This is a genomic window from Peptoniphilus vaginalis (assembly GCF_900176605.1).
GTDB classification, from domain to species: domain Bacteria; phylum Bacillota; class Clostridia; order Tissierellales; family Peptoniphilaceae; genus Peptoniphilus_A; species Peptoniphilus_A vaginalis.
Genome location: NZ_FXLP01000005.1, coordinates 25449 through 49597 on the forward strand (window position 1 = coordinate 25449; position 24149 = coordinate 49597).

At 34.5% G+C, this 24149-nt stretch carries 24 protein-coding genes; 19 read left to right on the top strand and 5 right to left on the bottom strand.

All coding sequences use genetic code 11. The features are described 5' to 3' along the window. Window positions 1–2 precede the first annotated feature (2 nt). Together fusA and tuf are read left to right on the top strand one after the other, a co-directional pair. Window positions 3–2078, top strand: a complete 2076-nt coding sequence (fusA, locus tag CAN42_RS04920) for an elongation factor G (protein ID WP_085875783.1) — start codon at window positions 3–5, stop codon at window positions 2076–2078. Window positions 2079–2096: 18 nt separating this feature from the next. Next, a complete protein-coding gene (gene tuf / locus CAN42_RS04925) occupies window positions 2097–3290 on the top strand; it encodes an elongation factor Tu (protein WP_062571798.1) in 1194 nt (397 codons plus the stop codon). Window positions 3291–3464: 174 nt separating this feature from the next. On the opposite strand, the gene CAN42_RS04930 is transcribed toward tuf, so the two are convergent. Both CAN42_RS04930 and CAN42_RS04935 read right to left on the bottom strand, forming a co-directional pair. After that, on the bottom strand, window positions 3465–4004 hold the full coding sequence (locus CAN42_RS04930) for a glutathione peroxidase (protein WP_167627558.1): 540 nt from the start codon (window positions 4002–4004) through the stop codon (window positions 3465–3467). Between the two features lie 247 nt (window positions 4005–4251). Beyond that, window positions 4252–4842, bottom strand: coding sequence for a TlpA family protein disulfide reductase (locus CAN42_RS04935; RefSeq protein ID WP_085875785.1), 591 nt, complete (start codon window positions 4840–4842; stop codon window positions 4252–4254). 160 nt (window positions 4843–5002) lie between these two features. Between CAN42_RS04935 and CAN42_RS04940 the strand changes: the two genes are divergently transcribed. The 12 genes from CAN42_RS04940 to gloA all read left to right on the top strand — a co-directional run bounded on the left by CAN42_RS04940 (window position 5003) and on the right by gloA (window position 15852). Beyond that, entirely contained in the window at window positions 5003–5950 is a 948-nt protein-coding gene (locus tag CAN42_RS04940; RefSeq protein WP_085875786.1) for a nucleoside hydrolase, read from the top strand. After that, on the top strand, window positions 5947–6492 hold the full coding sequence (locus CAN42_RS04945; protein ID WP_085875787.1) for an ECF transporter S component: 546 nt from the start codon (window positions 5947–5949) through the stop codon (window positions 6490–6492). The genes CAN42_RS04940 and CAN42_RS04945 overlap by 4 nt, the downstream gene beginning before the upstream one ends. 265 nt (window positions 6493–6757) lie before the next feature. After that, window positions 6758–7081, top strand: a complete 324-nt coding sequence (locus CAN42_RS04950; RefSeq protein ID WP_062571703.1) for a hypothetical protein — start codon at window positions 6758–6760, stop codon at window positions 7079–7081. Further along, window positions 7068–9017: a V-type ATP synthase subunit I gene (locus tag CAN42_RS04955; RefSeq protein ID WP_085875788.1), complete on the top strand. Its 1950-nt coding sequence runs from the start codon at window positions 7068–7070 to the stop codon at window positions 9015–9017. The genes CAN42_RS04950 and CAN42_RS04955 overlap by 14 nt, the downstream gene beginning before the upstream one ends. A 10-nt stretch (window positions 9018–9027) precedes the next feature. Next, the gene (locus CAN42_RS04960) at window positions 9028–9498 is read left to right on the top strand and encodes a V-type ATP synthase subunit K (RefSeq protein ID WP_197415059.1); all 471 of its coding nucleotides are present in this window, start codon (window positions 9028–9030) and stop codon (window positions 9496–9498) included. An 8-nt stretch (window positions 9499–9506) separates the two neighbouring features. Beyond that, on the top strand, window positions 9507–10055 hold the full coding sequence (locus tag CAN42_RS04965; protein WP_085875789.1) for a V-type ATP synthase subunit E: 549 nt from the start codon (window positions 9507–9509) through the stop codon (window positions 10053–10055). Between the two features lie 17 nt (window positions 10056–10072). Then, a complete protein-coding gene (locus CAN42_RS04970; RefSeq protein ID WP_085875790.1) occupies window positions 10073–11065 on the top strand; it encodes a V-type ATP synthase subunit C in 993 nt (330 codons plus the stop codon). Continuing rightward, window positions 11058–11372: a V-type ATP synthase subunit F gene (locus CAN42_RS04975; protein WP_062571699.1), complete on the top strand. Its 315-nt coding sequence runs from the start codon at window positions 11058–11060 to the stop codon at window positions 11370–11372. Before CAN42_RS04970 ends, CAN42_RS04975 begins: the two co-directional genes overlap by 8 nt. 27 nt (window positions 11373–11399) lie before the next feature. Beyond that, window positions 11400–13169: a V-type ATP synthase subunit A gene (locus tag CAN42_RS04980; RefSeq protein WP_085875791.1), complete on the top strand. Its 1770-nt coding sequence runs from the start codon at window positions 11400–11402 to the stop codon at window positions 13167–13169. Then, entirely contained in the window at window positions 13162–14586 is a 1425-nt protein-coding gene (locus tag CAN42_RS04985) for a V-type ATP synthase subunit B (RefSeq protein ID WP_085875792.1), read from the top strand. The genes CAN42_RS04980 and CAN42_RS04985 overlap by 8 nt, the downstream gene beginning before the upstream one ends. Further along, window positions 14586–15269 carry a V-type ATP synthase subunit D gene (locus CAN42_RS04990; protein ID WP_062571696.1) on the top strand — a complete coding sequence of 228 codons (684 nt, stop codon included), beginning with the start codon at window positions 14586–14588 and terminating at the stop codon, window positions 15267–15269. Before CAN42_RS04985 ends, CAN42_RS04990 begins: the two co-directional genes overlap by 1 nt. Before the next feature lie 202 nt (window positions 15270–15471). Further along, a complete protein-coding gene (gene gloA / locus CAN42_RS04995; protein WP_062571695.1) occupies window positions 15472–15852 on the top strand; it encodes a lactoylglutathione lyase in 381 nt (126 codons plus the stop codon). Between the two features lie 100 nt (window positions 15853–15952). Here the strand turns inward: gloA and CAN42_RS05000 are convergent, their stop codons facing one another. Together CAN42_RS05000 and CAN42_RS05005 are read right to left on the bottom strand one after the other, a co-directional pair. Beyond that, on the bottom strand, window positions 15953–16405 hold the full coding sequence (locus tag CAN42_RS05000) for a DUF3021 domain-containing protein (RefSeq protein WP_085875793.1): 453 nt from the start codon (window positions 16403–16405) through the stop codon (window positions 15953–15955). A gap of 9 nt (window positions 16406–16414) precedes the next feature. Further along, window positions 16415–16855, bottom strand: a complete 441-nt coding sequence (locus CAN42_RS05005; protein ID WP_085875794.1) for a LytTR family DNA-binding domain-containing protein — start codon at window positions 16853–16855, stop codon at window positions 16415–16417. Window positions 16856–17041: 186 nt separating this feature from the next. Here CAN42_RS05005 and CAN42_RS05010 point away from each other — a divergent pair, with 186 nt between their 5' ends. The 4 genes from CAN42_RS05010 to CAN42_RS05025 all read left to right on the top strand — a co-directional run bounded on the left by CAN42_RS05010 (window position 17042) and on the right by CAN42_RS05025 (window position 20327). Further along, window positions 17042–17563, top strand: a complete 522-nt coding sequence (locus CAN42_RS05010) for a DUF3783 domain-containing protein (protein WP_085875795.1) — start codon at window positions 17042–17044, stop codon at window positions 17561–17563. A 119-nt stretch (window positions 17564–17682) separates the two neighbouring features. Further along, window positions 17683–18666 (top strand): DNA adenine methylase, encoded by a 984-nt coding sequence (locus CAN42_RS05015; protein ID WP_245149848.1) that lies wholly within the window; start codon window positions 17683–17685, stop codon window positions 18664–18666. 24 nt (window positions 18667–18690) lie between these two features. After that, a complete protein-coding gene (locus CAN42_RS05020; protein WP_085875797.1) occupies window positions 18691–19575 on the top strand; it encodes a type II restriction endonuclease in 885 nt (294 codons plus the stop codon). Further along, window positions 19575–20327: a TRM11 family SAM-dependent methyltransferase gene (locus tag CAN42_RS05025; protein ID WP_085875798.1), complete on the top strand. Its 753-nt coding sequence runs from the start codon at window positions 19575–19577 to the stop codon at window positions 20325–20327. The genes CAN42_RS05020 and CAN42_RS05025 overlap by 1 nt, the downstream gene beginning before the upstream one ends. A gap of 54 nt (window positions 20328–20381) precedes the next feature. Here the strand turns inward: CAN42_RS05025 and carB are convergent, their stop codons facing one another. Beyond that, window positions 20382–23585, bottom strand: a complete 3204-nt coding sequence (carB, locus tag CAN42_RS05030) for a carbamoyl-phosphate synthase large subunit (protein ID WP_085875799.1) — start codon at window positions 23583–23585, stop codon at window positions 20382–20384. A gap of 314 nt (window positions 23586–23899) precedes the next feature. Between carB and CAN42_RS05035 the strand changes: the two genes are divergently transcribed. After that, a complete protein-coding gene (locus CAN42_RS05035; RefSeq protein WP_085875800.1) occupies window positions 23900–24085 on the top strand; it encodes a hypothetical protein in 186 nt (61 codons plus the stop codon). Window positions 24086–24149: the final 64 nt, after the last annotated feature.

Below are 24149 nucleotides of genomic sequence, written 5' to 3' on the forward strand. Positions count from 1 at the left end.
TTATGGCTCGCGAAATACCATTAAGTAAATATAGAAATATCGGTATTATGGCCCATATTGATGCTGGAAAGACTACTACTACAGAACGTATTCTTTTCTACGCTGGTAAGATTCACAAAATCGGTGAAACTCACGACGGTGGAGCACAAATGGACTGGATGGAACAAGAACAAGAAAGAGGTATCACAATTACTTCTGCAGCTACTACATGTCACTGGAAGGGCTACAGACTTAATATCATTGATACTCCGGGACACGTTGACTTCACAGTTGAAGTTGAAAGATCTCTAAGAGTACTTGATGGTGCTGTTGCACTTTTTGATGCAAAAAGTGGTGTAGAACCTCAATCTGAAACTGTTTGGAGACAAGCAGACAAATACCATGTTCCAAGAATCGCACACATCAACAAGATGGACGTTACAGGTGCAGACTTCTTTAGATCTGTTGATACTATTGACAAGAAGCTAAAGGGTAACCCTGTTCCAATTCAAATTCCAATGGGAGCAGAAGATACTTTCATAGGAATGATTGACCTTGTTGAAATGAAAGCAGAAATTTACAAGGATGAACTTGGTAAGGAAATCGAAATTACAGATGTTCCTGAAGAGTACATGGAAGTTGCAACAAAATATAGAGAAAACTTAATTGAAGTTGCATCTGAATTTGATGAAGATCTAATGATGGCTTATCTTGAAGGTGAAGAAATCGACAAAGAACTTCTTAAGAAAGCTATAAGAAAGGGTACTCTTGCTGTTAAGATTACTCCAGTATCTTGTGGTTCTTCTTACAAGAACAAGGGTGTACAACTTCTATTAGATGCAATTATTGATTACCTCCCATCTCCTATTGATGTACCTGCAATTATTGGTACTGATGCTGATGGAAATGAAGTTGATAGACACGCATCTGATGATGAACCATTCTCAGCTCTTGCATTCAAAATCGTAACTGACCCATACGTTGGTAAGCTTGCTTACTTTAGAGTTTACTCTGGAGTTCTTAAAGCAGGTTCTTATGTTATGAACTCTGCAAAGGGTAAGAGAGAAAGAATCGGAAGAATTCTTCAAATGCACGCTAACAAGAGAGAAGAAATCGAAGAAATCCACGCAGGAGAAATCGCAGCAGCTGTTGGTCTTAAAGACACAAGTACTGGTGATACTCTTTGTGATGAAAAGAATCAAGTTATTCTTGAAAATATGGAATTCCCAGACCCAGTTATCTCTGTAGCAATTGAACCAAAGACTAAAGCTTCTCAAGATAAGATGGCTCTTGCTCTTGCAAAACTTGCAGAAGAAGACCCAACTTTCAAAACATACACTGATGAAGAAACTGGTCAAACTATTATCGCTGGTATGGGTGAACTTCACCTTGATATCATCGTTGATAGACTACTAAGAGAATTTAAGGTAGAGGCTAATATTGGTAATCCACAAGTATCTTATAGAGAAGGTATTAGAAAAGCTGCTGAAGGTGAAGCTAAATACGCTCGTCAATCAGGTGGTCGTGGACAATATGGTCACGCTAAGATTAGAATCGAACCAAACGAACCAGGCGCTGGATTTGTATTCGAAAATGCCATCGTTGGTGGTGCAATTCCTAAGGAATTTATTGGACCAACTCAACAAGGTATCGAAGAAGCACTTCAATCTGGTATCATTGGGGGATACGAAGTTCTTGATGTTAAGGTAACTCTTTATGATGGTTCTTACCATGAAGTCGACTCTTCAGAAATGGCATTTAAGATTGCCGGATCTATGGCAGTAAGAGATGCTCTTGCAAAAGCTGATCCAGTACTTCTTGAACCAACAATGAAGGTTGAAGTTACAACTCCAGAAGAATACATGGGAGATGTAATCGGTGATATTAACTCAAGACGTGGTAGAATGGAAGGTATGGAACTTGTAGCTGGAGCTCAAATCGTTACAGCTTATGTACCACTAGCAGAAATGTTTGGTTACGCAACAAGCCTTCGTTCAAATACACAAGGAAGAGCAAACTACTCAATGATATTTGATCACTACGAAGAAGTACCTGCATCAATTGCTGAAGAAGTAGTTGGAGATAAAAAGAAAAAATAATAAATAGGAGGATTAATAATGGCAAAAGCAAAATTTGAAAGAAATAAACCACACGTAAACATTGGAACAATTGGTCACGTTGACCACGGTAAGACAACACTAACAGCTGCAATCACACTTGTAATGAACAAGAGATACGGCGGAGGAGAATTCGTAGACTACGCACACATAGACAAGGCACCAGAAGAAAGAGAAAGAGGAATCACAATCTCAACATCACACGTAGAATACGAAACACCAAACAGACACTACGCACACGTAGACTGCCCAGGACACGCTGACTATGTAAAGAACATGATCACAGGAGCAGCACAAATGGACGGAGCAATCCTAGTAGTATCAGCAGCAGATGGACCAATGCCACAAACAAGAGAACACATCCTACTAGCTCGTCAAGTTGGTGTACCAAAGATAGTAGTATTCCTAAACAAAGAAGACCAAGTAGACGATCCAGAACTAATTGAATTAGTAGAAATGGAAGTAAGAGACCTACTAAGTGAATACGACTTTGATGGAGACAACACACCAATCGTAGTAGGATCAGCATTAAAAGCCCTAGAAGATCCAGAGGGAGAATGGGGAGACAAAATCGTAAAACTAATGGAAGAAGTAGACGAATACATTCCAACACCAGTAAGAGATACAGAACACCCATTCCTAATGCCAATCGAAGACGTATTCTCAATCACAGGAAGAGGAACAGTAGCAACAGGAAGAGTAGAACAAGGTGTAGTAAAAGTAGGAGACACAGTAGAACTAGTAGGCTTAACAGACGAAAGCAGACAAGTAGTAGTAACAGGTGTAGAAATGTTTAGAAAACAACTAGACCTAGCAGAAGCAGGAGACAACATAGGAGCCCTACTAAGAGGAGTACAAAGAGAAGAAATCCAAAGAGGACAAGTCCTAGCAGCACCAGGAACAATCAAACCACACACAAAATTTGAAGCAGAAGTATACGTACTAACAAAAGAAGAAGGTGGAAGACACACACCATTCTTTAACGGATACAGACCACAATTCTACTTCAGAACAACAGACGTAACAGGAGACATCCAACTAGCAGACGGAGTAGAAATGGTAATGCCAGGAGACAACTCAACATTTACAGTAACACTAATCACACCAATCGCAATGGACGAAGGACTAAGATTCGCAATTCGTGAAGGTGGAAGAACAGTAGCATCAGGAGTAGTATCAAAGATTCTTGACTAATCCTTGGCTAACAAAATAAAAAAATTAGAGGGAGTTAAGACTCCCTCTTTTTTGTGCAAACTTTTAAACAAAGATCACCTTACATAGGTGGTTAAAGAATAAAATACAAGAGCTTCTGTAAAATTAATTACAGGAGTTCTTGTTACATAATAAATAAAAATTAATCAGAAAAAATTATATTAATTCAGAAATTTTTTCATCAACAAAATTCATCTTTGCAGTTAGTTCAAATCTCTCAACTACATTGCCATCTCTATCAACTAAGAACTTTGTAAAGTTCCATTTTATATCTGGGTTGTTCTTGTAGTCCTTGTCCCTAGTCTTTAAAAGAGTAGCCATGGCAAGTGCCTTTGGACTATGACCAAAGCCTTCAAAGCCCTTTTGAGATTTTAAAAATTTGTAGAGTTCAAGTTCATTTTCTCCATTAACTTCAGCTTTTTTCATTTGTGGAAACTCAATATTAAAATTCAATTGGCAGAATTTTGTTATTTCCTCATCACTTTCTGGAGCTTGTTCCTTAAATTGGTTGCAAGGTATGTCAATTATTTCAAGTCCCTTGTCGTGGTATTTTTCATAAAGGTCTTGCAAGTCATTGTATTGTGGTGTAAAGCCACATCTTGTTGCAGTATTAACTATTAGGATAACTTTACCCTTTAAATCTTTTAAATCTAAAAAAGAACCATCTTGTTTTTCTACTTTATAATCATAAATCATATTTAATCCTCCTATCTCTTATTAAATACCCATTAGCGAAAGATTAACAACATATTAAGACTTTAATAAAATTAATAAGGACCACTGATTAAGAGTCAGTTGATAAAACAAAAAAGAGATGGTTTCCCATCTCTTAATAAATTTTTACAAGCTAGTAATTTCTTATGACTTTGTAAATTTTTACAAGCTAATGATTTTTTTGACTTAGTAATTTTTTATAAGTTTGTAAATTATTATGAGCAAAAAATTACTTATTTTCTTCTAATAATTTGTCAATTGTAGCTGCAATTGAGTCTTTGTCTTTTTTACCTACGAAGCCACCTAGGACCATTCCTTCAGAATTTACAAAAAATGTAGTTGGCATTGCAGTTATATTAACAAGGCTATCTTCTGTTGTTGGATTTGGCATAATATTTGTGTAAGTAACACCAGCCTTCTTGATAATTTCGTGAGCTTCTTCAACATTTGTATCCATACTTGCATTAGTATCGACAACTACCCCAAGAAAATTGATCTTGTCCTTGTATTCTTCGTGAAGTGCAGCAAGGTCTGGCATCTCTTCTTTGCAAGGTCCACAGAAAGTACCCCAAACATTTACAAGTGTAAGAGGTTTTTCCTTATAAAAATCTTCAGACTTTATAATGTCTCCCTTTTCAATTTCAAGAGTTTGGAAGTCAAACTTTTCAATTGGCATGTCCTTTAAGTTAATTGCTGATGCAGTTTTTCCTGTAGCTTCTTTAGAATTTGCATCCTTTGAATTGTTTTCGGTTTTTTTATTGCAGGCGAAAAGGCTTAGTGCCACTGCAAATAGAATTAGGATTTTAAATAGTTTTTTCATTTAATCACTCCAGTGTAAAATTTTTTAATTTTGCCTAAGTCAATTATACTTTATAGACAAAAGCTTGTCTATTTAATAAAAATAAGGTATAATTTATCTCACTTGTTCGGGAACTCCAAGTATAAAAAACTAATTGTTCTCCAAAGAAATGGAGGTTATTATGAAGAAAATTATTATTGACGCAGATCCCGGGATTGATGATTCCATTGCTCTTATGCTAGCCAGCATGGTAAAGGAATATAAAATTCTCGGGATTTCTTTAGTTTCAGGAAATGTTCATATTGAAAAGGGAAGAAAAAATGTCCTAAGGCTTATGAAGTTTTTAAAGAAAGATTTTAAAATCTACATGGGCTCAGAAGGTCCCCTTTGCAAGGAATTTATTAATGCAGAGGACACCCATGGTCAAGATGGACTTGGTGAAACTTATTTAGACTATGATGAGAAAGAAGTTGATGGAGATGCCATTGACTTTTTAATTGAGGAAGCAAGGAAGGGCGACTTGACAATTTTTGCTCTGGGACCCCTAACTAACCTTGCAAGGGCACTTGAAAAAGATAGGGAGGCCTTTAAGGACACTAGGATAATTGTAATGGGTGGAAACTTCAAGAGCTTTGGCAATATGAGTCCTGTGGCAGAGTTTAACTTTTATGTTGATCCAGAGGCAGCAGACTATGTAATTAAAAATGCACTGATAAAAATTGAAATTGTACCTCTTGATGTCACAAGGGAATTTGTATTAACACCAAGCATACTTGCTTACATTAAGAGATTAAATTTTGAAGTTGGAAACTTTTTAGAAAAAATTACAAACTTCTACATGGATTTCCACTGGAAGTACGAAAAAATTATTGGGTCTGTGATAAATGATCCCCTCACAATTCTTTTAGAGAGAAATCCAGATTTATTTTTGGGAAGGACCTATCATGCAGACTGCATTTGTGATGGACCTGCAAGAGGTATGCTTATGGTGGATGCCATGGACTTTATGAAAAAAGAAAAAAATGTAATTATATATGAAGGGATAGAAGTCTTTGAAGTCTGGAGAGATTTCATAGAGCTAATAACTGGCGAAGAAGTAGACATTGATGTCTTAGGTGATTTACTATGAAGTTTTCAACAAAAAAAATCACCCTCTTGGCACTTTGTATAGCTATCAATATGGTGGGGTCTTGGATTGGAGTAGCTGTTAAGCTTCCAATTTATCTTGACTCCATTGGAACTATTATGGCAGGCTTTGCCTTTGGACCAATCTTTGGTGTTTTAGCAGGACTTGTAACAGCCTTTGCAAATACAATAGGTGATCCAATTGCCCTATACTTTATGCCAACTCAATTAATCGTTGGCTTCACTGCAGGTTATTTTGAATTTTTAAAGCGAGATGACTATATGTCCAAATTCTATCTCACTCCTTTTATGTCAATTCCTGCTGCAATTTCATCAGCACTAATTGCAACCTATCTCTTTGGTACTGTTACAACTGCTGGTTCATCCTATATAGTACAAGCCCTTCGTGCTGTGATGGACTTGCCAGACTTTTTAATAGTATTTATAATTCAAATTATTACAGACTATGCAGACAAACTAATTTCAATTTTATTAGTTTCAAAAATCTACAACATGACAGCCTTTCAAAACATTCTAAAAAATTAAATTTATTAGCTAACCACTTCGCGAGAGGTGGTTTTTTATTTAGGAAAAAATCTTTTTATTTTGTTATATTATTTTTATAAATCCAGTTACTTTTATTCACAAAATTGAATTTAATATTTACTTTTTTACTAAATTTTAAATAAATAATCATAAGTAGGGTAACAGTAAGCTATATACAATTTAAAGATTAAAAATATTTAGTTAAATATAGTTTTAACAAGTGATATAATTAATTTGTGAAAGATTTTACACTGGAGGTGATTTAGTGTCAGATGATGCAGTAAAAAAAGTTAAAGACACTGAAGCTGAGGCAAAAAAAATAATTGGCGATGCTGAAGTTAAAGCCAAGGAAATTATGAAAAAGGCAAAAGAGAAAGCCGAAGAAGCCTATCAAAAAATAGTTGATGAAGCTGGCAGTAGAAAGGATGCCTATCTTGAAAAGGCAAGACTTGAAGCTGAGGAAGCTATTAAACCAATAGGTGAAGAGGCAGATAAAAAAATTGCTGAAATTTCAAAAAATTCTAAAGGCAAAGAAGCTGAAATTGTAAAGTCAGTGGTAGAGAGGATTGTGAATAATGGCAATAGTTAAGATGAAAAAATTCAAACTCTTTATCTTTGATGAGAACAGGGAAAATTTGATAAATAAATTTCAAAAGTTTAACTATGTTCACATTGACGAGTCTGATTTTGATGAGGACAAGTTTTCAGAAGATGATTTCACAAGACCTAGGTCATCAGAAGATTTAATTGAAATTGATGACAAAATCAAGAGATCCAAGGAAGATATTGATTTATTATTTAAGTTTAAGGACAAGGAAAACCCGATAAAGGCCATGAAGGATGGGGTTAGTAATATAAGCCTTGAAGAACTTACGGCAAGAGCCATGACTTTCCCCTTTGAAAAAATTGATGGAGAGATAAGGACCCTTGTAGATAAAAAAGATAAAAACAAGAGCAAGATTCAAAATATTGATTCAAAAATTGCAGAGTTAAAACCTTGGGAGGACCTATCATCTTCCTTAAAAGATTTAAGTAAGCTGGGTTATGTAAACATTTACACAGGAACAGTATCATCAAATCATGCAGAAAACTTTGAGGGAGATGTTATAAAAAATGACTTGGTCTACCTTGAAAGAGTTTCTAAGGACAAAAACTTTAACTATTATTTGATGATAGTTGAAAAATCCATAGATGATGAAATTAAGACTCTCATGACAAGTTATGGATTCACTCCTATAAATATCAAGTCAGATGGAAAAGTAAAGGAGACAATAGGATCCTATGAGAAAGATAAAGATTTACTTTTTGAAAAGAACAATAAAATCGAAGATGAATTAAGGACTTATTTAAAATACCTAGAAGACTTTAAGTACTCTTATGAACATTACAGGAATGAAAAGATAAAAATAATGTCTGAGAGGAAGTTTTTGAAAACTACTGAAGTAAACCTAATTGAGGGTTACGTTCCAGAAGATAAACTAAGTGATTTGGAAAAGGAAATCCAAAAAGTTTGCAAGGACAACTACTATTTAAGGGCTGAAGAACCAGATAGGGATTCAAAAGAGGTGCCAATATTACTAAAGAATAACGCCTTTGTAAGTCCCTTTGAGATTATGACAGAAATGTACTCCATGCCTAGATATAATGAAATAGACCCAACACCTTTCTTTGCACCTTTTTATTTTATATTTGCAGGGATAATGGTTGGCGACTTTGGTTATGGTTTGCTAGTATTTTTGGCAACATTCTTTACCTTAAAGAAATTTAATCTAACAGATAAGAAGAGAAGGTTTTTCAAGTTTTTCAACTACCTATCTATTTCCACAATTATATTTGGATTAGTATTCGGGTCCTTCTTTGGAGGAATTATTGAATTGCCAAGCCTTATTGACCCAGCAGAGGACTCTACTCTCTTGGTAATCATTTCAGTTATCCTAGGCGGAATCCACATATTCTTCGGTCTTGGTATCAGGGCTTATATGAATATACGTGACGGCAAGCCAAAGGATGCCCTATACGATGTAGGATTTTGGTATATGGCAGTTTTGGGAGCCATTGGATTTATACTTGGAAAGGTCCTTCCACAAGTTGCACCTTATGGCAAGTTACTCATGATTATAATGATTATTGGCATGGTTGGAATTGTTGCAACAGGTGGCAGGGAAGAAAAGTCGAGGGGAGCAAAGATTGGTTGGGGAGTTTATTCTCTTTACGGAATCACATCTTATCTTGGAGACTTTGTATCTTACCTAAGACTTATGGCGCTAGTTTTATCAGGTTCCTTCCTGGGACTTGCCATAAATATGATTGCAGGAATGCTTTTTGAATCAAACTTATTGGGCAAATTATTTGCCATAGTAATTTTTGTGGTATTCCAATTATTTAATGCCTTTCTTTCTTATTTGTCAGCCTATGTTCATACAGCAAGGCTTACTTATGTAGAAATGTTTAATAAATTCTATGAAGGTGGAGGCATACCTTTCAAAAAAATGATAGAAAATTCAGATTACTTTAATATAGACTAGGAGGATTAATATGTTTAATGGACTAATGGAAGAATATGGCGGATTGATTTTAGGATCAATTGGAATTTTTTTAGCAGTAGCACTTTCTGGTGCAGGATCAGCTAAGGGAGTAGGTATGGCAGGGGAAGCTGCTGCTGGAGTAGTAATTGACGAACCAGAAAAATTTGGTAAGTCCCTTGTACTTCAATTGCTTCCAGGTACACAAGGTCTTTACGGTTTTGTAATTGGACTATTTATTTTATTTAGACTTGCTGTTGATACACCAATTAACACAGGATTTATGTACCTAGCAAGTGGTGCCGTAATTGGTCTTGCAGGACTTGTATCTGCAGTTGCTCAAGGTAAGGTATCTGTTGCAGGTATCAACATCCTTGCTAAAAACGAAGAACAACAAGCAAAGGGTATTATCTTTGCAGTAATGGTTGAGCTTTACGCTATTCTTGCCTTTGCAATTTCATTCTTTATCCTATTCAGAGCCTAGGTGATACTATGGCAGGACTTGAAAATATTTTAAACAAAATAATTAAGGATGCAGAGGAAAAGGCCCAACTCATAATAAAAGAAGCTGAAGAAAAAGAAAAAACTATTATAGAAAATAGAGAAGAAGAAGGCAGATTTCTCGCCAACAAAATAGGCGAGATTGCTGAAAGAGAAAGAGAAGACATCTTAAAGAGATCTAAGTCATCAGAAGAACTTAAGGCAAGGGATAAAATCTTATCTGAAAAAAACAGGATAATAGACGAGGTCCTTGAAAAAGTTGTAAGTGAACTTGAAAATCTGTCTGAAGATGATTTTGTAAAATTCTTAAAAAACAACTTAGGAGATGAAAACCTTAAGGGTGGTACTATTGATATTCCCCAAAAATATAGGGATGCTGTAGAAAAGGAAGACCTTGGCTTTAAAATATCTGATAAGGATTTAAAGAGTGGCTTTGTCCTTAACAAGGATAATTTAATTTACAATGGAGATTTTAGGTCTCTTGTAAAATCTGAGAGAGAAGACTTAGAGAAATTTTTAGCTGAAAAACTATTCAGTTAAGAGGAAAAGGTGATTTAATGGATAGAAATAAATTTATCCAAAGTTCCACAAGGCTAAGAGTTTTGGAAAAGGAACTTTTAAAAAGTGAGAACTTTATAAGAATATCTGAACAAGATACTTTGGAAGACGCACTTAGATCTCTATCTGATACAGTTTACAACAAGTTTATAAATAAAATATCTTCTCCCACAGAATATGAAGTCATCTTAAAAGAGGAGCTCACGAGGTTCTATAATGAGGTCTATGACATTTCCCCATCAAGAATCCCAGTTGACCTAGTTACTTTAAAATACTTCTACCACAATCTAAAGGTCCTAATTAAGGAAAAGATTGGGGGAGAAGACTTAAAGGACCTCTTTATGGCATTTGGCGGCTTTGATATCAAGGAATATAGAGATGGAATCTTAAAGGGTAGCAAGAGAAATAAATATTTTGAACTTATAGGAAAAATTGAGGAAGTCTACGAAGAAAAGAAGGACCCTCAAATTATTGATATATATCTTGATAATGCCTACTTTAAGGACCTACTTGACCTTGCAGAAGAATCTGAAGTTGACCTATTTATAAATTACGCAAAAAATCTAATTGATTTTACAAATATTAGGACCCTTCTCAGGGCAAAAAAACAGGAAAAGGATGTGGAATTTTTAAGAAACATTATCCTTCCTGGAGGTAAGCTAAGAGAAGAAGCCTATCTTGATTTATTAAATAGGGAAATTTCTTCAGATACTGAAGCCTTCAAGAGGCTTGATATTTATAAGTATATAAAGGATGGTCTTGACGATTTTAAAGAAAAGGGAAGCCTATCAAACTTTGAGAGGGAGATGGACAATTACTTTATAGACCTTATTAAGGATGTAAAATACATCACCTATGGTCCAGAAGTTATTTTTGCTAATGTCTTGGCAAAGGAAATGGAAATTAAAAACCTAAGAATTATTTTGGTTTCTAAATTAAACGGACTTGATGGTGAATTTATAAGAGAAAAGTTGCGTGATAGTTATGTATAAAATTGCAGTTGTTGGAGACAAGGACTCGGTTTTATCTTTTAAGGCAATAGGCATAGAAGTCTTTGTTGCCTATGAAGATAAGGAAGCGAGAAGTCTGGTAGATAGTCTTGCAAAGGAAGATTATGGTGTAATTTATATCACAGAGGATCTTGCAGCAAAAATACCAAAGACAATCGAAAGATATAATGATGAGTTAATACCAGCCATTATAGTTATCCCATCTAACAAGGGAACTCTTGGTATTGGTATGAAGAACTTAAATAAAAACGTGGAAAAGGCAGTTGGAGCGAATATATTAGGTGACTAGTCACCTTTTTATAAAGGAGGATCTTTATTGAAATCAGGAAAGATAATTAAAGTATCCGGACCACTTGTTGTAGCCAGCGGCATGGAAGATGCCAATGTCTATGACGTGGTAGAAGTTTCTAAAGACAAATTAATTGGTGAAGTTATTGAAATGAGAGGGGACAAGGCCTCTATACAAGTATATGAAGAAACTACAGGCATAGGTCCTGGAGATGAAGTTTATACAACAGGAGCACCCCTATCAGTAGAGCTGGGACCTGGAATGATTGAGCAAATGTTTGATGGAATCCAAAGGCCCCTAGTTGGACTTAGAAACGAAGCCGGAGACTTTCTAGAAAGAGGAGTTACAGTAAATCCTTTAAATAGAGATAAAAAATGGGAATTTAAAAAAGTTGCCAATGTTGGAGATGAAGTTGAACCAGGAGATGTTCTTGGTACAGTTGAAGAAACTTCAGTGGTAACTCACAAGATTATGGTTCCCAATGGAATAAGGGGTAAAGTTAAGGACATAAAAGAAGGTTCCTTCACAGTTGCTGATATAATTGCAGTTATTGAAACTGAAGATGGCGACAAGGAACTTAATATGATTCAAAAGTGGCCTGTAAGAAAGGGAAGACCTTACAAGAAAAAGATTGATCCTAAGGAACCACTTATAACAGGACAAAGGGTAATTGATACCTTCTTCCCAATAACTAAGGGTGGTACTGCAGCTATACCAGGACCTTTTGGTTCAGGCAAGACAGTTGTACAACATCAACTTGCCAAGTGGGCAGATGCACAAATAGTTGTCTATGTTGGTTGTGGTGAACGTGGAAATGAAATGACAGACGTACTTATGGAATTTCCAGAACTAATGGATCCAGCTACTGGCGAATCCATTATGAAGAGGACAGTTCTTATTGCCAACACATCTAATATGCCAGTTGCTGCTCGTGAAGCTTCAATTTATACAGGAATCACAATTTCTGAATACTTTAGGGACATGGGATATTCTGTAGCCATGATGGCTGACTCAACATCTCGTTGGGCAGAGGCCCTTCGTGAAATGTCTGGTCGTCTTGAAGAAATGCCTGGTGACGAAGGTTACCCAGCTTATCTTGCATCAAGAATTGCAGAATTTTATGAAAGAGCAGGACGTGTTCTTGTAAATGGTAAAGAAGAAAGGGAAGGTGCCTTATCAGTTATAGGTGCAGTTTCTCCTCCAGGTGGAGATATTTCTGAACCAGTTACACAAAACACACTTAGAATTGTAAAAATTTTCTGGAAACTTGACTATGATTTGTCATATCAAAGGCACTTCCCAGCGATTAACTGGATAGATTCTTACTCTTTGTATCAACCAAAGATAGATGCTTATCTAGATGAAAATATAGACAGAAGATTTTCTAAACTTAGAAAGAGATCCATGGCACTTCTACAAGAAGAAACTTCTCTACTTGAAGTAGTAAGACTTGTTGGCCGTGATTCACTTTCTGATGAAGATCAAATGAAGTTACACACAAGTAAGTCAATTCGTGAAGACTTCTTACAACAAAATGCCTTTCACGATGTTGATACCTTCTGTCCACTAGAAAAGCAATTTAAAATGCTTGACACAATTCTTTACTTCTACGATAAGGGACAAGAAGCCTTAGTTAAGGGAGCTTACTTCAGCGAAATCGAAGAGCTTGATGTAAAGGAAAGTATTGCTAGGATGAAGTACCTTCCAAATGATGAATTGGAAAAACTTGATGAAATAAAGGACAAAATTGATAGTCAACTTAAGAATTTAGTAGGGGTCGGTGATACAGATGCTTAAAGAATATAAATCAGTAACAGAAGTTGTTGGACCTCTTATGACTGTTGAAGGTGTAGAAGGTGCAGCCTATGAAGAATTAGTTGACATTGAGCTGCAAAATGGAGAAAAAAGACGTGGTCGTGTTATAGAAATTGATGGCGACAAGGCCATGGTACAAATCTTTGAAGGGTCTAGTGGAATTAACCTAAAGGATACAAGTGTTAGGTTCTTAGGCAAGCCTCTTGAACTTGGAGTTTCACCTGATATGATTGGTAGAGTCTTTGATGGACTTGGAGAACCAATTGATGACGGTCCAAAAATTATTCCAGAAGAAAAAATTGATATAAATGGTACTGCAATCAATCCAGTATCTAGGGACTACCCATCAGAGTTTATTCAAACAGGAGTATCTGTAATTGACGGACTTAACACTCTTGTTAGGGGACAAAAACTTCCTATCTTCTCTGAAGCAGGACTTCCTCACAACGAGCTTGCAGCTCAAATAGCAAGACAAGCTACAGTACTTTCTGGTGGAGACTTTGCCGTTGTCTTTGCAGCTATGGGTATTACCTTTGAAGAAGCCCAATACTTTATTGATGACTTTACAAAGACAGGAGCCATTGATAGGGCAGTTCTATTTATGAACCTTGCCAATGACCCTGCTATTGAAAGACTTGCAACACCAAAGATGGCCCTCACTGCAGCAGAGTACTTGGCCTTTGAACAAGGTAAGCACGTTCTTGTTATCTTAACAGATATGACAAACTATGCAGAAGCCCTAAGAGAAGTTTCTGCAGCAAGAAAAGAAGTTCCAGGTAGGCGTGGTTACCCAGGTTATTTATACACTGACCTTGCAGGTATCTACGAAAGAGCAGGAAGGATTAAGGGTAGAGAAGGATCTATTACACAAATTCCTATCTTAACAATGCCAGAAGGGGACATCACTCACCCAATCCCTGACTTGACAGGTTATATCACAGAGGGACAAATAATCCTATCAACTCAATTATTTAAGCAAGGTCTTGAACCACCTATTAACGCAATCCCATCCCTATCAAGACTTAAGGACAAGGGTATTGGGGAAGGCAAGACTCGTGAAGACCATGCAGATACAATGAACCAAATTTACGCTGCCTATACAGCTGGTAAGGAAGCAAAGGAACTTTCAGCAATCTTAGGGGAAACTGCCCTTACAGAAACTGACAAGGCCTTTGCACAATTTGCAGATATGTTTGAAAAACAATATGTATCTCAAGGTTTTGAAACAAATAGACCTATACTTGATACCCTAAATCTAGGTTGGGAGCTTCTATCAATAATTCCTAAGACAGAGCTTAAGAGAATTGACGACAAATTAATTGAAAAATATTTGGGCGATAAGGAGAATAAAGAGGAGGATTCTAAGAATCCTAAAAATTTAGAAAATGAGGGATTATAATGGCAAGACTAAATATAAACCCCACAAGGATGAACTTATCCATTCTAAAGACTAAACTTGAAACTTCAAAGAGAGGCCACAAATTATTAAAGGACAAGCAAGATGAACTTATGAGACAGTTCATTACTCTTATCAAAGAAAATAAAAAGCTAAGACTTGAAGTAGAAGATAAACTACAAAATTCCTTTAAGGCCTTCTTAATGGCATCAGCTGCCATGAGTCCAGAGATGTTAGAAGAGGCTATTGCCCTTCCAACTACAAAGACTCTTGTTGATATAAGAAAGAAAAACGTAATGTCTGTTGACGTGCCAGAGATGGAATTTTTAACTGAGAAGACATCAGAAGATGCTTCAAGATATCCCTACGGATATGCTCAGACAACTTCGGACCTTGACTCAGCAATTGATAATCTAACAGAAGTTATGGAAGAGCTACTCACTCTAACTCAAAAGGAAAAGGCATCTCAACTCCTCGCCAATGAAATCGAAAAGACAAGGAGAAGGGTGAACGCTCTTGAGTATAAGACTATTCCAGACCTAGAAGAAACGATAAAATATATTCGTTCAAAACTTGATGAAAGTGAAAGAGCAAATATAACAAGACTTATGAAAGTCAAGGACATCATCTCAAAGGAAGAGATGAAGGAAGAAAAAACAGAAAAAGTAAATGCAGAACTTGCATAAGAATAAAAAAGCTAGAGAAAATTCTCTGGCTTTTTTCTTTTGCAAGCATAAGTAAACATAAAACTACTTCTTAATAATTTTTTATAAATTACTACAGACTCATCCATTAAGTATGGAAGGACACTTTTGTGTAAGTAGATTAACTTTTGGTTATAAATTAATTAAAGAAAAGCAAGACAAGATATAAGAGAGGGAGGAAGAAATGAAATTTTTACACACAATGATTAGGGTAAAGGACCTTGAAAGGTCAGAGAAATTTTACAAAGAAGCACTGGGTTTTGTTGAGTCAAGACGCAAGGACTTCCCAGAAGATGAATTCACACTTTTGTATTTAAAGTTAGAAGACTCACCCTTTGAATTAGAGTTAACTTATAACTACGACGGAAGAGATTATACAATTGGTGACGGATACGGTCACATTGCAATTTCTCACCCAGACATAAAATCCTTTAGGGAAGAGTTGAAGAGCAAGGGTTACGATGTAACAGAATTAAAGTCGCTTTCAGACAAGTCAGATTTCTACTTCTTTGTGAAGGACCCAGATGGATATAAGATTGAAGTAATTGGAGAAAAAAATAAATAAAGAATAACCACCTTGTGAAATAAAATTGAAGTGCTATCCTCTAGTTGGTTTTTAAGTCCAACTTTTGGGGTTAGTTCAAATTCATAAGGTGGTTTCTTTTTTAAATATTATTTTTTAATTTTGCATTTAATTTTTCTACGTCCCTTTTGAAAATTGTATATTCAATAAACCAAATTGCAAGGTAGATTAAAAAGTAAGTGGCAAAGAAGATTGCCAAGGCTTGAAGGGATCTTTGAAACCAAAATAACTTATAACCCACAAAGCTTATTGTAAAGGCAGTTAAAAGGAAGTGAATGATTGTCTTTTTTAAAATAGAAAATTTTTCTTCTTTCCAAACAAGAGATGCAAGGCTAAAAACTATGCCAAGAAGTCCCGTAAGGCAGATGGAAGAAAGGCTTGCAGAGAATACAGAAGCAGAACTTTCTATTAAGTCAGGGTTAGCTAGTGTGAAACCCCCATCCAAAAAAATGTAGGACATAAAAATTGAAATAACAAGTAATACAAATTCACAAATCAAAATCCCATTTATAATTTGACTAATAATTTTTTTCATAAAATCACCTCATATACCAAGAGTTTCCTTAATTTTTTTCACATATCTTCGAGAGACAAAGGTTCTGGACTTATTTTTCATAATGACAGAAATAGTTCCCGAATAAGATAAGTCGAAGCTATCGACTAAGTTTAGGTTAATTAGTTCAGAATTTGAAATCCGCACAAACTTTTTTAGCTTTAAGTCCTCTTCAAGTTGATAAATTCTTTTCTTTATCTGAAATTTTTCATCTATAGACTCAGCAAAAACTTTTGAATCCTCTGTATAAATCCTATAAATCTTGCCGGGATTTAAAATTTTAATCTTCTCGCCAAGATAGGCAAGCAAAATATTATCGGAATTTTCTAAGACAAAGGACTTAAGCCTTAAAACTTCTTCTGTAAGTTTATCAGTATAAACAACAGCCTTGGGCAACTTAAAATTTTCATCTATTTTAATTTCAAAATCCATTTCCGACCTCCTTTACTTATAATATAAATCATTATGAAGAAAAGTAAATAAAACTTATCTAAGTGGTCGAAAATTTAATGTAAGTGGAAAAATAAAAGAGTTTCTAAATTTATCTCATAAAAATTATAAAGATAATAAAGACAATAAATAAATTAAAATTGGGTAAACTAATACAGAGGTGTTTAAATGAAGAAAATTTTATTATATGGGTTAGATATTGAAAAGACAAAAATCACTGAAGAAGTTGCAAGGTACTTTGGAATTGAATTAAATAAGATAAATAAAGAAAACCTAGAAGAGAAGGTTGGAGAACTTTTTAAAGAAGACTTAAGCAAAAATGAAAGCCTTGAAGCAGAAGAAAAGTTAATGGTTTTTCCAGATATGGATAGGGAAGAACTTCGAGACTTTTTGCTTACACTTAAAGACAGGGGAGTCATGGTTGACCATAAGTGCGTCCTCACAAAGACCAATGCAGAGTGGACCTTTGGATTTTTAATGGGACACATTGCAGATGAACACAGAGTGGTTACAAAATTTAGGGAACTTGGTGGACTTGTTAAACTTGCCCTTGAAAAACTCGAAAAAGAAATAGACCAAGACCTAAAGGGCCTTGTGGATAGGGCAATGGAAAATAGGGACAGAGAACTTGACGAAGAAAAAATCGACAAGGACATAAGAGACTTAAAAGAAAAATTAAATGTAAAATAAGATTACACTAAAATAGAATCTAAGGAAAATATATTTTATATTTTTTTATAATCGAAAGTTTGTAATAAGAAAAATTCTTTAATATAATATTCTTATTGAAAATGAAAGGAAAAGTTGCCTTGATATCTAAGACGATACTTAATTCAAAAATACAATTTAATAAAAACGACGATTTTTCTTATAAAGTCCAAAATTTGAATAAAATAATTAGTGATTATAATGTCAAACCATTTTTAAAATGGGCAGGAGGAAAGGGTCAACTTCTTAGAGAAATAGAAAAGCAGTATCCGTTTCATGATTATAATATAAAAAAATATGTTGAACCATTTGTTGGTGGAGGGGCAGTCTTTTTTGATATTATAAATAAGTATGATTTGGAATTCATTTATATCAGTGATACTAATAACGACTTAATAAATGCCTATAGAACTATAAAATATAATAAGCTAGACTTAATTAAGTTATTAAAAATTATGGAAAAAGAATACTTGAACAAGGATAAAGAACATAGAAAGAAATATTATTTAGAAAAAAGAGAAAAATATAATGATATAAAAATCAAAGGTAGTAATGAACATAATGTTTTAAAAGCTTCTTATTTAATATTTTTAAACAAAACATGTTTTAATGGTTTATATCGTGTAAACAGTAAAGGTCTATTTAATGTTCCTATGGGCACATATAAAAATCCACAAATTTGTGATGAAAAAAATATTATTGCGATTTCAGATAAATTAAAAAGAGTTAAAATAGAATGTGCTGATTTTAAGGATTCTGAAGATTTTATAGATGAAAATACATTTGTATATTTTGACCCGCCATATAGACCAATAACTAAGACTGCTAACTTTACAGCATATACATCTAATGAATTTAATGATAATAATCAGATAGAACTAGCAAATTTTGTAAAAAAGATTGATAAGAAAGGGGCAAAATTTGTATTAAGTAATTCAGACCCAAAAAACACCGATGACGAGGATGATTTTTTTGATGATCTATATTCTGAATTTAAAATAAGAAGAGTAGATGCTAAAAGAATGATAAATTCTAATAGCAAAAAAAGAGGAAATGTTAAGGAGTTATTGATTTCAAATTTTTGAAGTAATGAGTTAAAGGAGCTATTAATGGAAAAAAAGAATTTTACGGAATGGCTAAGTAATTTTAGAAATAGTATATCCGACTATAAATACTACATCAATTTTGAAAAAATTTATGATAATGTTGATAAAATAAAAGTTGAGCTTAATATTCTAAATTCTCTTATTGGCTCTAAAGATATAGAAAATGAGTTTATAAAATTAATAAAGAATTATCCAGAAATCATAAAATGCATTCCAATTCTATTGGCAGTAAGGCTTAATGAAATTTATTGCCAAGACGATAATGGTGGATTCTTATATAAATTTAATGTACTACAACAGAACGTAGAAGAAAAAACAATGGATTATGATAATTATGTGTATTTTATGAAAGAGACAGGTCTTTTTGATCTTTTAGAAAATCATATAGTTAATAATTTAATAGATTATGTTACTGGCGTTGAGACAGGGCTTGATTCCAATGGTCGAAAAAATCGCGGTGGGCATTTAATGGAAAATTTAGTAGAAAATTACATTAAAAGAGCTGGATTTAGAAAAAATGAGAACTATTTTAAAGAAATGTATATTAGTGAAATATCTTCTAAATGGAATATAGATTTATCAAATATTTCTAATAAAGGAAAAATGGAGAAGAGATTTGATTTTGTATTAAAAACTTCAAGTATGATATATGCAATTGAAACAAATTTTTATTCTGGAGGTGGAAGTAAACTCAATGAAACAGCCAGAAGCTATAAAACATTGGCAGTTGAATCACAAGATATTGATGGATTTACTTTCGTATGGATTACTGATGGAAAAGGTTGGTTTAGCGCAAAAAATAATCTTGAAGAAACTTTTGATATTATGGAAAATATATACAATATAAAGGAACTTGAAGATGGCATAATTAATGAGGTATTTAGGTAATGGCAAATAAAATAACAAAATGGGAACCTGAAAATTTTGAACTTGAGATGACAACTCATTGGACTTTTCCTCAACGTGGAAACTGGGCGACGCATGATGCAAAGTGGCGAGGAAATTGGTCGCCTTACATACCTAGGAATATAATTTTGAGATATTCTAATGAAAAAGATTTAATATTGGATCAATTTGCAGGTGGAGGAACAACACTTGTTGAGGCAAAGTTATTAAATAGAAATATAATCGGAGTAGACGTTAACGATGTTGCTCTTAATCGTTGTAAAGAAAAAGTTGATTTTAAACATATGGGTGCGGATGGAAAAGTTTTTTTGAAAAAAGGCGATGCAAGAAACTTAGACTTTATATCAGATAATAGCATAGATTTGATTTGCACTCATCCACCATATGCAAATATAATAGAGTACAGTGAAGATATCGAAGAAGACTTATCTCGTTTAAAAATTAAAGACTTTTTGGAAGAAATGAAAAAAGTTGCATCAGAAAGTTACAGAGTCTTAAAGAAAGATAAATTTTGTGCAGTATTAATTGGAGATACTAGACAAAAAGGGCACATGATACCACTTTCATTTTATGTAATGCAAGTTTTTGAAGAAGCAGGATTTAAAATGAAAGAAATGATAATTAAAGAACAACATAATTGTAAAGCTACTGGATTTTGGAAAACGAACAGTATAAAATACAATTTTTTATTGATTGCTCATGAGCATTTATTCATATTTAGAAAATCAAAATAACCTCGATGTTTTATTTACACCGAGGTTATTTTTATGTCTTATAAGGTTTTTATATTATAATTCTGTTATGTTGTAGATGTCCATATTTTCTTCATGGAATTTTTTATTCTTCACAGCTACTCTTGCTGCTAGGGTGTCAAGGGATGTCACTATGTCGATGCCGTATTCTGTAGCCATTCTTCTAATTTTGAAGCCATCTCTTGTTGAGTCGCCACCCTTTGTTGGAGTGTTAACTACTAAGTCGATTTCGCCATTTCTTATTACGTCAAGGATATTTGGCCTTGGGTCGTTGATCTTGCCAACTTCTTTTGCATCAATTCCTGCTTCTCTTAAGAATTTGCAAGTTCCCTTAGTTGCTACAATCTTGTAGCCCATTTCATTCATTGTCTTAGCAATTCCTAAGAATTCTTCCTTGTCGTTGTCATTTACTGTTGCAAGCACACGTGATGCCTTGTCTTCTATTGCAGAGCCTCCTGCTAAGAAGCCCTTGAAAAGTGCTTCGTCAATGTCTTTTCCAACTCCAAGAACTTCTCCAGTTGATTTCATTTCAGGTCCAAGAGAAATTTCTACTCTGTTGAGTTTGGACATAGAGAAGACTGGTACCTTAACAGCCATTAACTTTGGTTCTTTGTAAATTCCTGTTCCATAACCAAGGTCTTTTAATTTTTCACCAAGCATTGTCTTTGTTGCAAGGTCAACTATTGGCACTCCTGAAACCTTTGAGATGTAAGGTACTGTTCTTGATGCACGAGGGTTTACTTCTATGATGTAAAGGTCATTTTTGTATTCGATGAATTGGATGTTAACCATGCCCTTAACGTGAAGTGCCTTGGCAATTTTCTTTGTGTAGTCAAGTATCTTATCTTTGATTTTACTTGAGATGTTAATACTTGGATAAATTGTTATTGAGTCACCGGAGTGAACTCCAGCCCTTTCAAGGTGTTCCATGATACCTGGTATTAGGACATCATCGCCGTCGGAGATTGCATCAACTTCAATCTCACGACCTACTAGGTACTTGTCTATTAAGACTGGATTAATTGCATCTCTTTCGAAGGCACTCTTTAGGTAAGTCATAAGGCTGTTTTCGTCATAAGTTATTTGCATACCTTGACCGCCAAGTACATAGGATGGTCTAACAAGTAGTGGATAGCCAAGTTCCTTTGCAGTTTCAAGTCCCTCTTTTACAGTGAGGACCCCGTGTCCCTTAGGTCTGTTGATTTTTAATTCTTCAAGCATTTCGTCAAACTTTTCTCTGTCTTCAGCCCTGTCGATATCTTCGAAGTCTGTTCCAAGTATATTTATCTTTTGTTGGTGAAGATATTTTGCAAGTTTAATTGCAGTTTGACCACCAAAGGCTAGGATAACTCCCATTGGTTTTTCTGTTTCAATTATTGATTTAACTTCTTCTTCTGTAAGTGGTTCAAAGTAAAGCTTGTCTGATGTGTCGAAGTCAGTTGAAACAGTTTCTGGATTGTTGTTTATTGTAATTGTTTCGATTCCCATCTTGATTAGGGCCTTGATTGCGTGAACGCTACAGTAGTCAAATTCGATACCTTGACCAATTCTTATTGGGCCAGATCCAATTACAATTATTTTTTTCTTGTCAGAGATTATATTTTCGTCTGTCTTTTCATAAGTAGAGTAGTAGTAGGCACCATTTTTTCTAAAAGGAGATGTGTCTACTCTTCTATAGTTTGGAAGGATATTGTTCTTTTTACGAAGTTCTACTACCTTATCAATGTCTACGCCAAGGGCAGAAGCAATAGTCTTGTCTGAGAAGCCTAGCTTCTTAAGCTTAGATAATTCTTCAGGAGTCATTGTGTCAAGGCTTAACTTCTTAAGATTTTCTTCTTCGTGAACAATATTTTTGATTTTTTCTAAGAAGTAGAGGTCTATGCCTGTTATGTCGTGAATCATTTCTATAGAAAGTCCACGTCTAATGATTTCTGCAACATCAAAGAGTCTTTCATCATCAGGGAATTTTATTCTCTTCTTTAATTCTTCAGTAGTTCTTTCTTCAGAGAACTTTGATTCAAGAGAGAATTTAGAAATTTCAAGAGATCTTATACCCTTTAAGAGGGCTTCTTCAAAGGATGAGCCAATTGACATAACTTCACCAGTTGCCATCATCTTTGTGCCAAGCTTTCTATTGGCAAATTTGAACTTGTCGAAAGGCCATTTAGGAATTTTAACAACTACATAGTTACAAGAAGGTTCGTAAGTTTCTATTGTTTCACCAGTAGTTTCGTTTTGGATTTCATTTAAGTTTAGACCAAGGGCAATCTTTGTTGCGATTCTTGCTATTGGGTAGCCAGTTGCCTTTGATGCAAGAGCTGATGAACGAGAAACTCTTGGGTTAATTTCTATGACTGCATAGTCAAGAGTTTCAGGGTTAAGAGCAAGTTGGACATTACAAGCACCAACAACATTTACATTTTCTACTATATTTAAGGCAGAATTCCTTAACTTTTGTAAAACATCCTTATCAAGACTTTGGCAAGGGGCAACAACTATGGAGTCTCCTGTGTGAACTCCAACTGGATCCACATTTTCCATATCGCAGACAATAATTTTTTCGCCAGCAGAGTCTCTTATTACTTCGAATTCTATTTCCATCCAACCACGAATAGATTTTTCAAGAAGACATTCATTTACTGGGCTAAGGCTAAGACCGTGAGATAAAACTTCAACAAGTTCTTCTTCGTTATAGGCAAAGCCGCCGCCAGTTCCTCCTAGGGTATAGGCAGGTCTAACAACTAGAGGGTAACCAATTTTCTTTGCAAGTGCCTTACCTTCTTCAAGGCTTGTTGCAATTTCAGATTCAATGATTGGCTCTCCAATCTCTTGCATTGTCTTTCTAAAAATATCTCTATCTTCGCCCTTCTTTATGGCATCAATATCAGTACCAATAATTTTTATTCCATACTTGTCAAGGATTCCACGTTTGTCTAGTTCAAGGGTCATATTAAGACCAGTTTGTCCACCCATACCAGCGATTAGTGAATCAGGTCTTTCCTTTTCTATAATTTTTTCAATAAAGGAAATGGTAATTGGCTCGATATAAATTTTATCGGCAACACCCTTGTCTGTCATAATAGTAGCAGGATTTGAGTTTACAAGAACAGTTTCAACTCCATTATTCTTTAGAGTTTCGCAAGCTTGTGTACCTGAGTAGTCAAACTCAGCAGCCTGTCCTATGACAATGGGACCAGATCCTATTACTAGCGTCTTCTTAATTGAATTATCTCTTGGCATTTTTTTCTCCTTTTTTTCCAAATAAAAGATCAAACATTCTTAAAAATGGGCAAAAAAAATTTATGTTATTAAATTTGCTCAAAAAAAAATCATGCACAAGGACATGATTAACGTCAGTCCTTGGACTGATTTTTTATTTTTTTATCTTTAACATTAAATCACTTTTTAGATTCAATTGCAAGAACTTTTTCTAAATAAAAAATAATTTTCATTAACTGGCTTAATTAACAAGTTTGGAGGACATTATAAAAGTTTCTTTGTAAATTTTTATTAGCTAAATTAAGAAATGTAAGCTTACAAAAACTTATAAAGGAGTGGAAGACCCTAGGGTCATAAAAAGATATGAGTTAACAAATATTTATAGACTTGTAAAAATTTATGAAGTCGCAAAAATTTATGAAGTCGCAAAATTTTATGAAGTCGTAAAAGATGAAAAAGTTGTAGGACTTTATGAAGTCATAAAAGTTAAAAAAGTTGAAGGATTTTGTAAAGTCGCATAGGGTTAAGAAAGGCTCTAGCCATTAAATTGACAAGCAATTGTCCTATTGATATAATTATTTAGAT

Coding starts and splice junctions, on each gene's coding strand:
- fusA (WP_085875783.1), top strand. CDS start 3: ATGGCTCGCGAAATACCATTAAGTAAATATAGAAATATCGGTATTATG.
- tuf (WP_062571798.1), top strand. CDS start 2,097: ATGGCAAAAGCAAAATTTGAAAGAAATAAACCACACGTAAACATTGGA.
- CAN42_RS04930 (WP_167627558.1), bottom strand. CDS start 4,004: ATGATTTATGATTATAAAGTAGAAAAACAAGATGGTTCTTTTTTAGAT.
- CAN42_RS04935 (WP_085875785.1), bottom strand. CDS start 4,842: ATGAAAAAACTATTTAAAATCCTAATTCTATTTGCAGTGGCACTAAGC.
- CAN42_RS04940 (WP_085875786.1), top strand. CDS start 5,003: ATGAAGAAAATTATTATTGACGCAGATCCCGGGATTGATGATTCCATT.
- CAN42_RS04945 (WP_085875787.1), top strand. CDS start 5,947: ATGAAGTTTTCAACAAAAAAAATCACCCTCTTGGCACTTTGTATAGCT.
- CAN42_RS04955 (WP_085875788.1), top strand. CDS start 7,068: ATGGCAATAGTTAAGATGAAAAAATTCAAACTCTTTATCTTTGATGAG.
- CAN42_RS04960 (WP_197415059.1), top strand. CDS start 9,028: ATGTTTAATGGACTAATGGAAGAATATGGCGGATTGATTTTAGGATCA.
- CAN42_RS04965 (WP_085875789.1), top strand. CDS start 9,507: ATGGCAGGACTTGAAAATATTTTAAACAAAATAATTAAGGATGCAGAG.
- CAN42_RS04970 (WP_085875790.1), top strand. CDS start 10,073: ATGGATAGAAATAAATTTATCCAAAGTTCCACAAGGCTAAGAGTTTTG.
- CAN42_RS04975 (WP_062571699.1), top strand. CDS start 11,058: ATGTATAAAATTGCAGTTGTTGGAGACAAGGACTCGGTTTTATCTTTT.
- CAN42_RS04985 (WP_085875792.1), top strand. CDS start 13,162: ATGCTTAAAGAATATAAATCAGTAACAGAAGTTGTTGGACCTCTTATG.
- CAN42_RS04990 (WP_062571696.1), top strand. CDS start 14,586: ATGGCAAGACTAAATATAAACCCCACAAGGATGAACTTATCCATTCTA.
- gloA (WP_062571695.1), top strand. CDS start 15,472: ATGAAATTTTTACACACAATGATTAGGGTAAAGGACCTTGAAAGGTCA.
- CAN42_RS05000 (WP_085875793.1), bottom strand. CDS start 16,405: ATGAAAAAAATTATTAGTCAAATTATAAATGGGATTTTGATTTGTGAA.
- CAN42_RS05005 (WP_085875794.1), bottom strand. CDS start 16,855: ATGGATTTTGAAATTAAAATAGATGAAAATTTTAAGTTGCCCAAGGCT.
- CAN42_RS05010 (WP_085875795.1), top strand. CDS start 17,042: ATGAAGAAAATTTTATTATATGGGTTAGATATTGAAAAGACAAAAATC.
- CAN42_RS05020 (WP_085875797.1), top strand. CDS start 18,691: ATGGAAAAAAAGAATTTTACGGAATGGCTAAGTAATTTTAGAAATAGT.
- CAN42_RS05025 (WP_085875798.1), top strand. CDS start 19,575: ATGGCAAATAAAATAACAAAATGGGAACCTGAAAATTTTGAACTTGAG.
- carB (WP_085875799.1), bottom strand. CDS start 23,585: ATGCCAAGAGATAATTCAATTAAGAAGACGCTAGTAATAGGATCTGGT.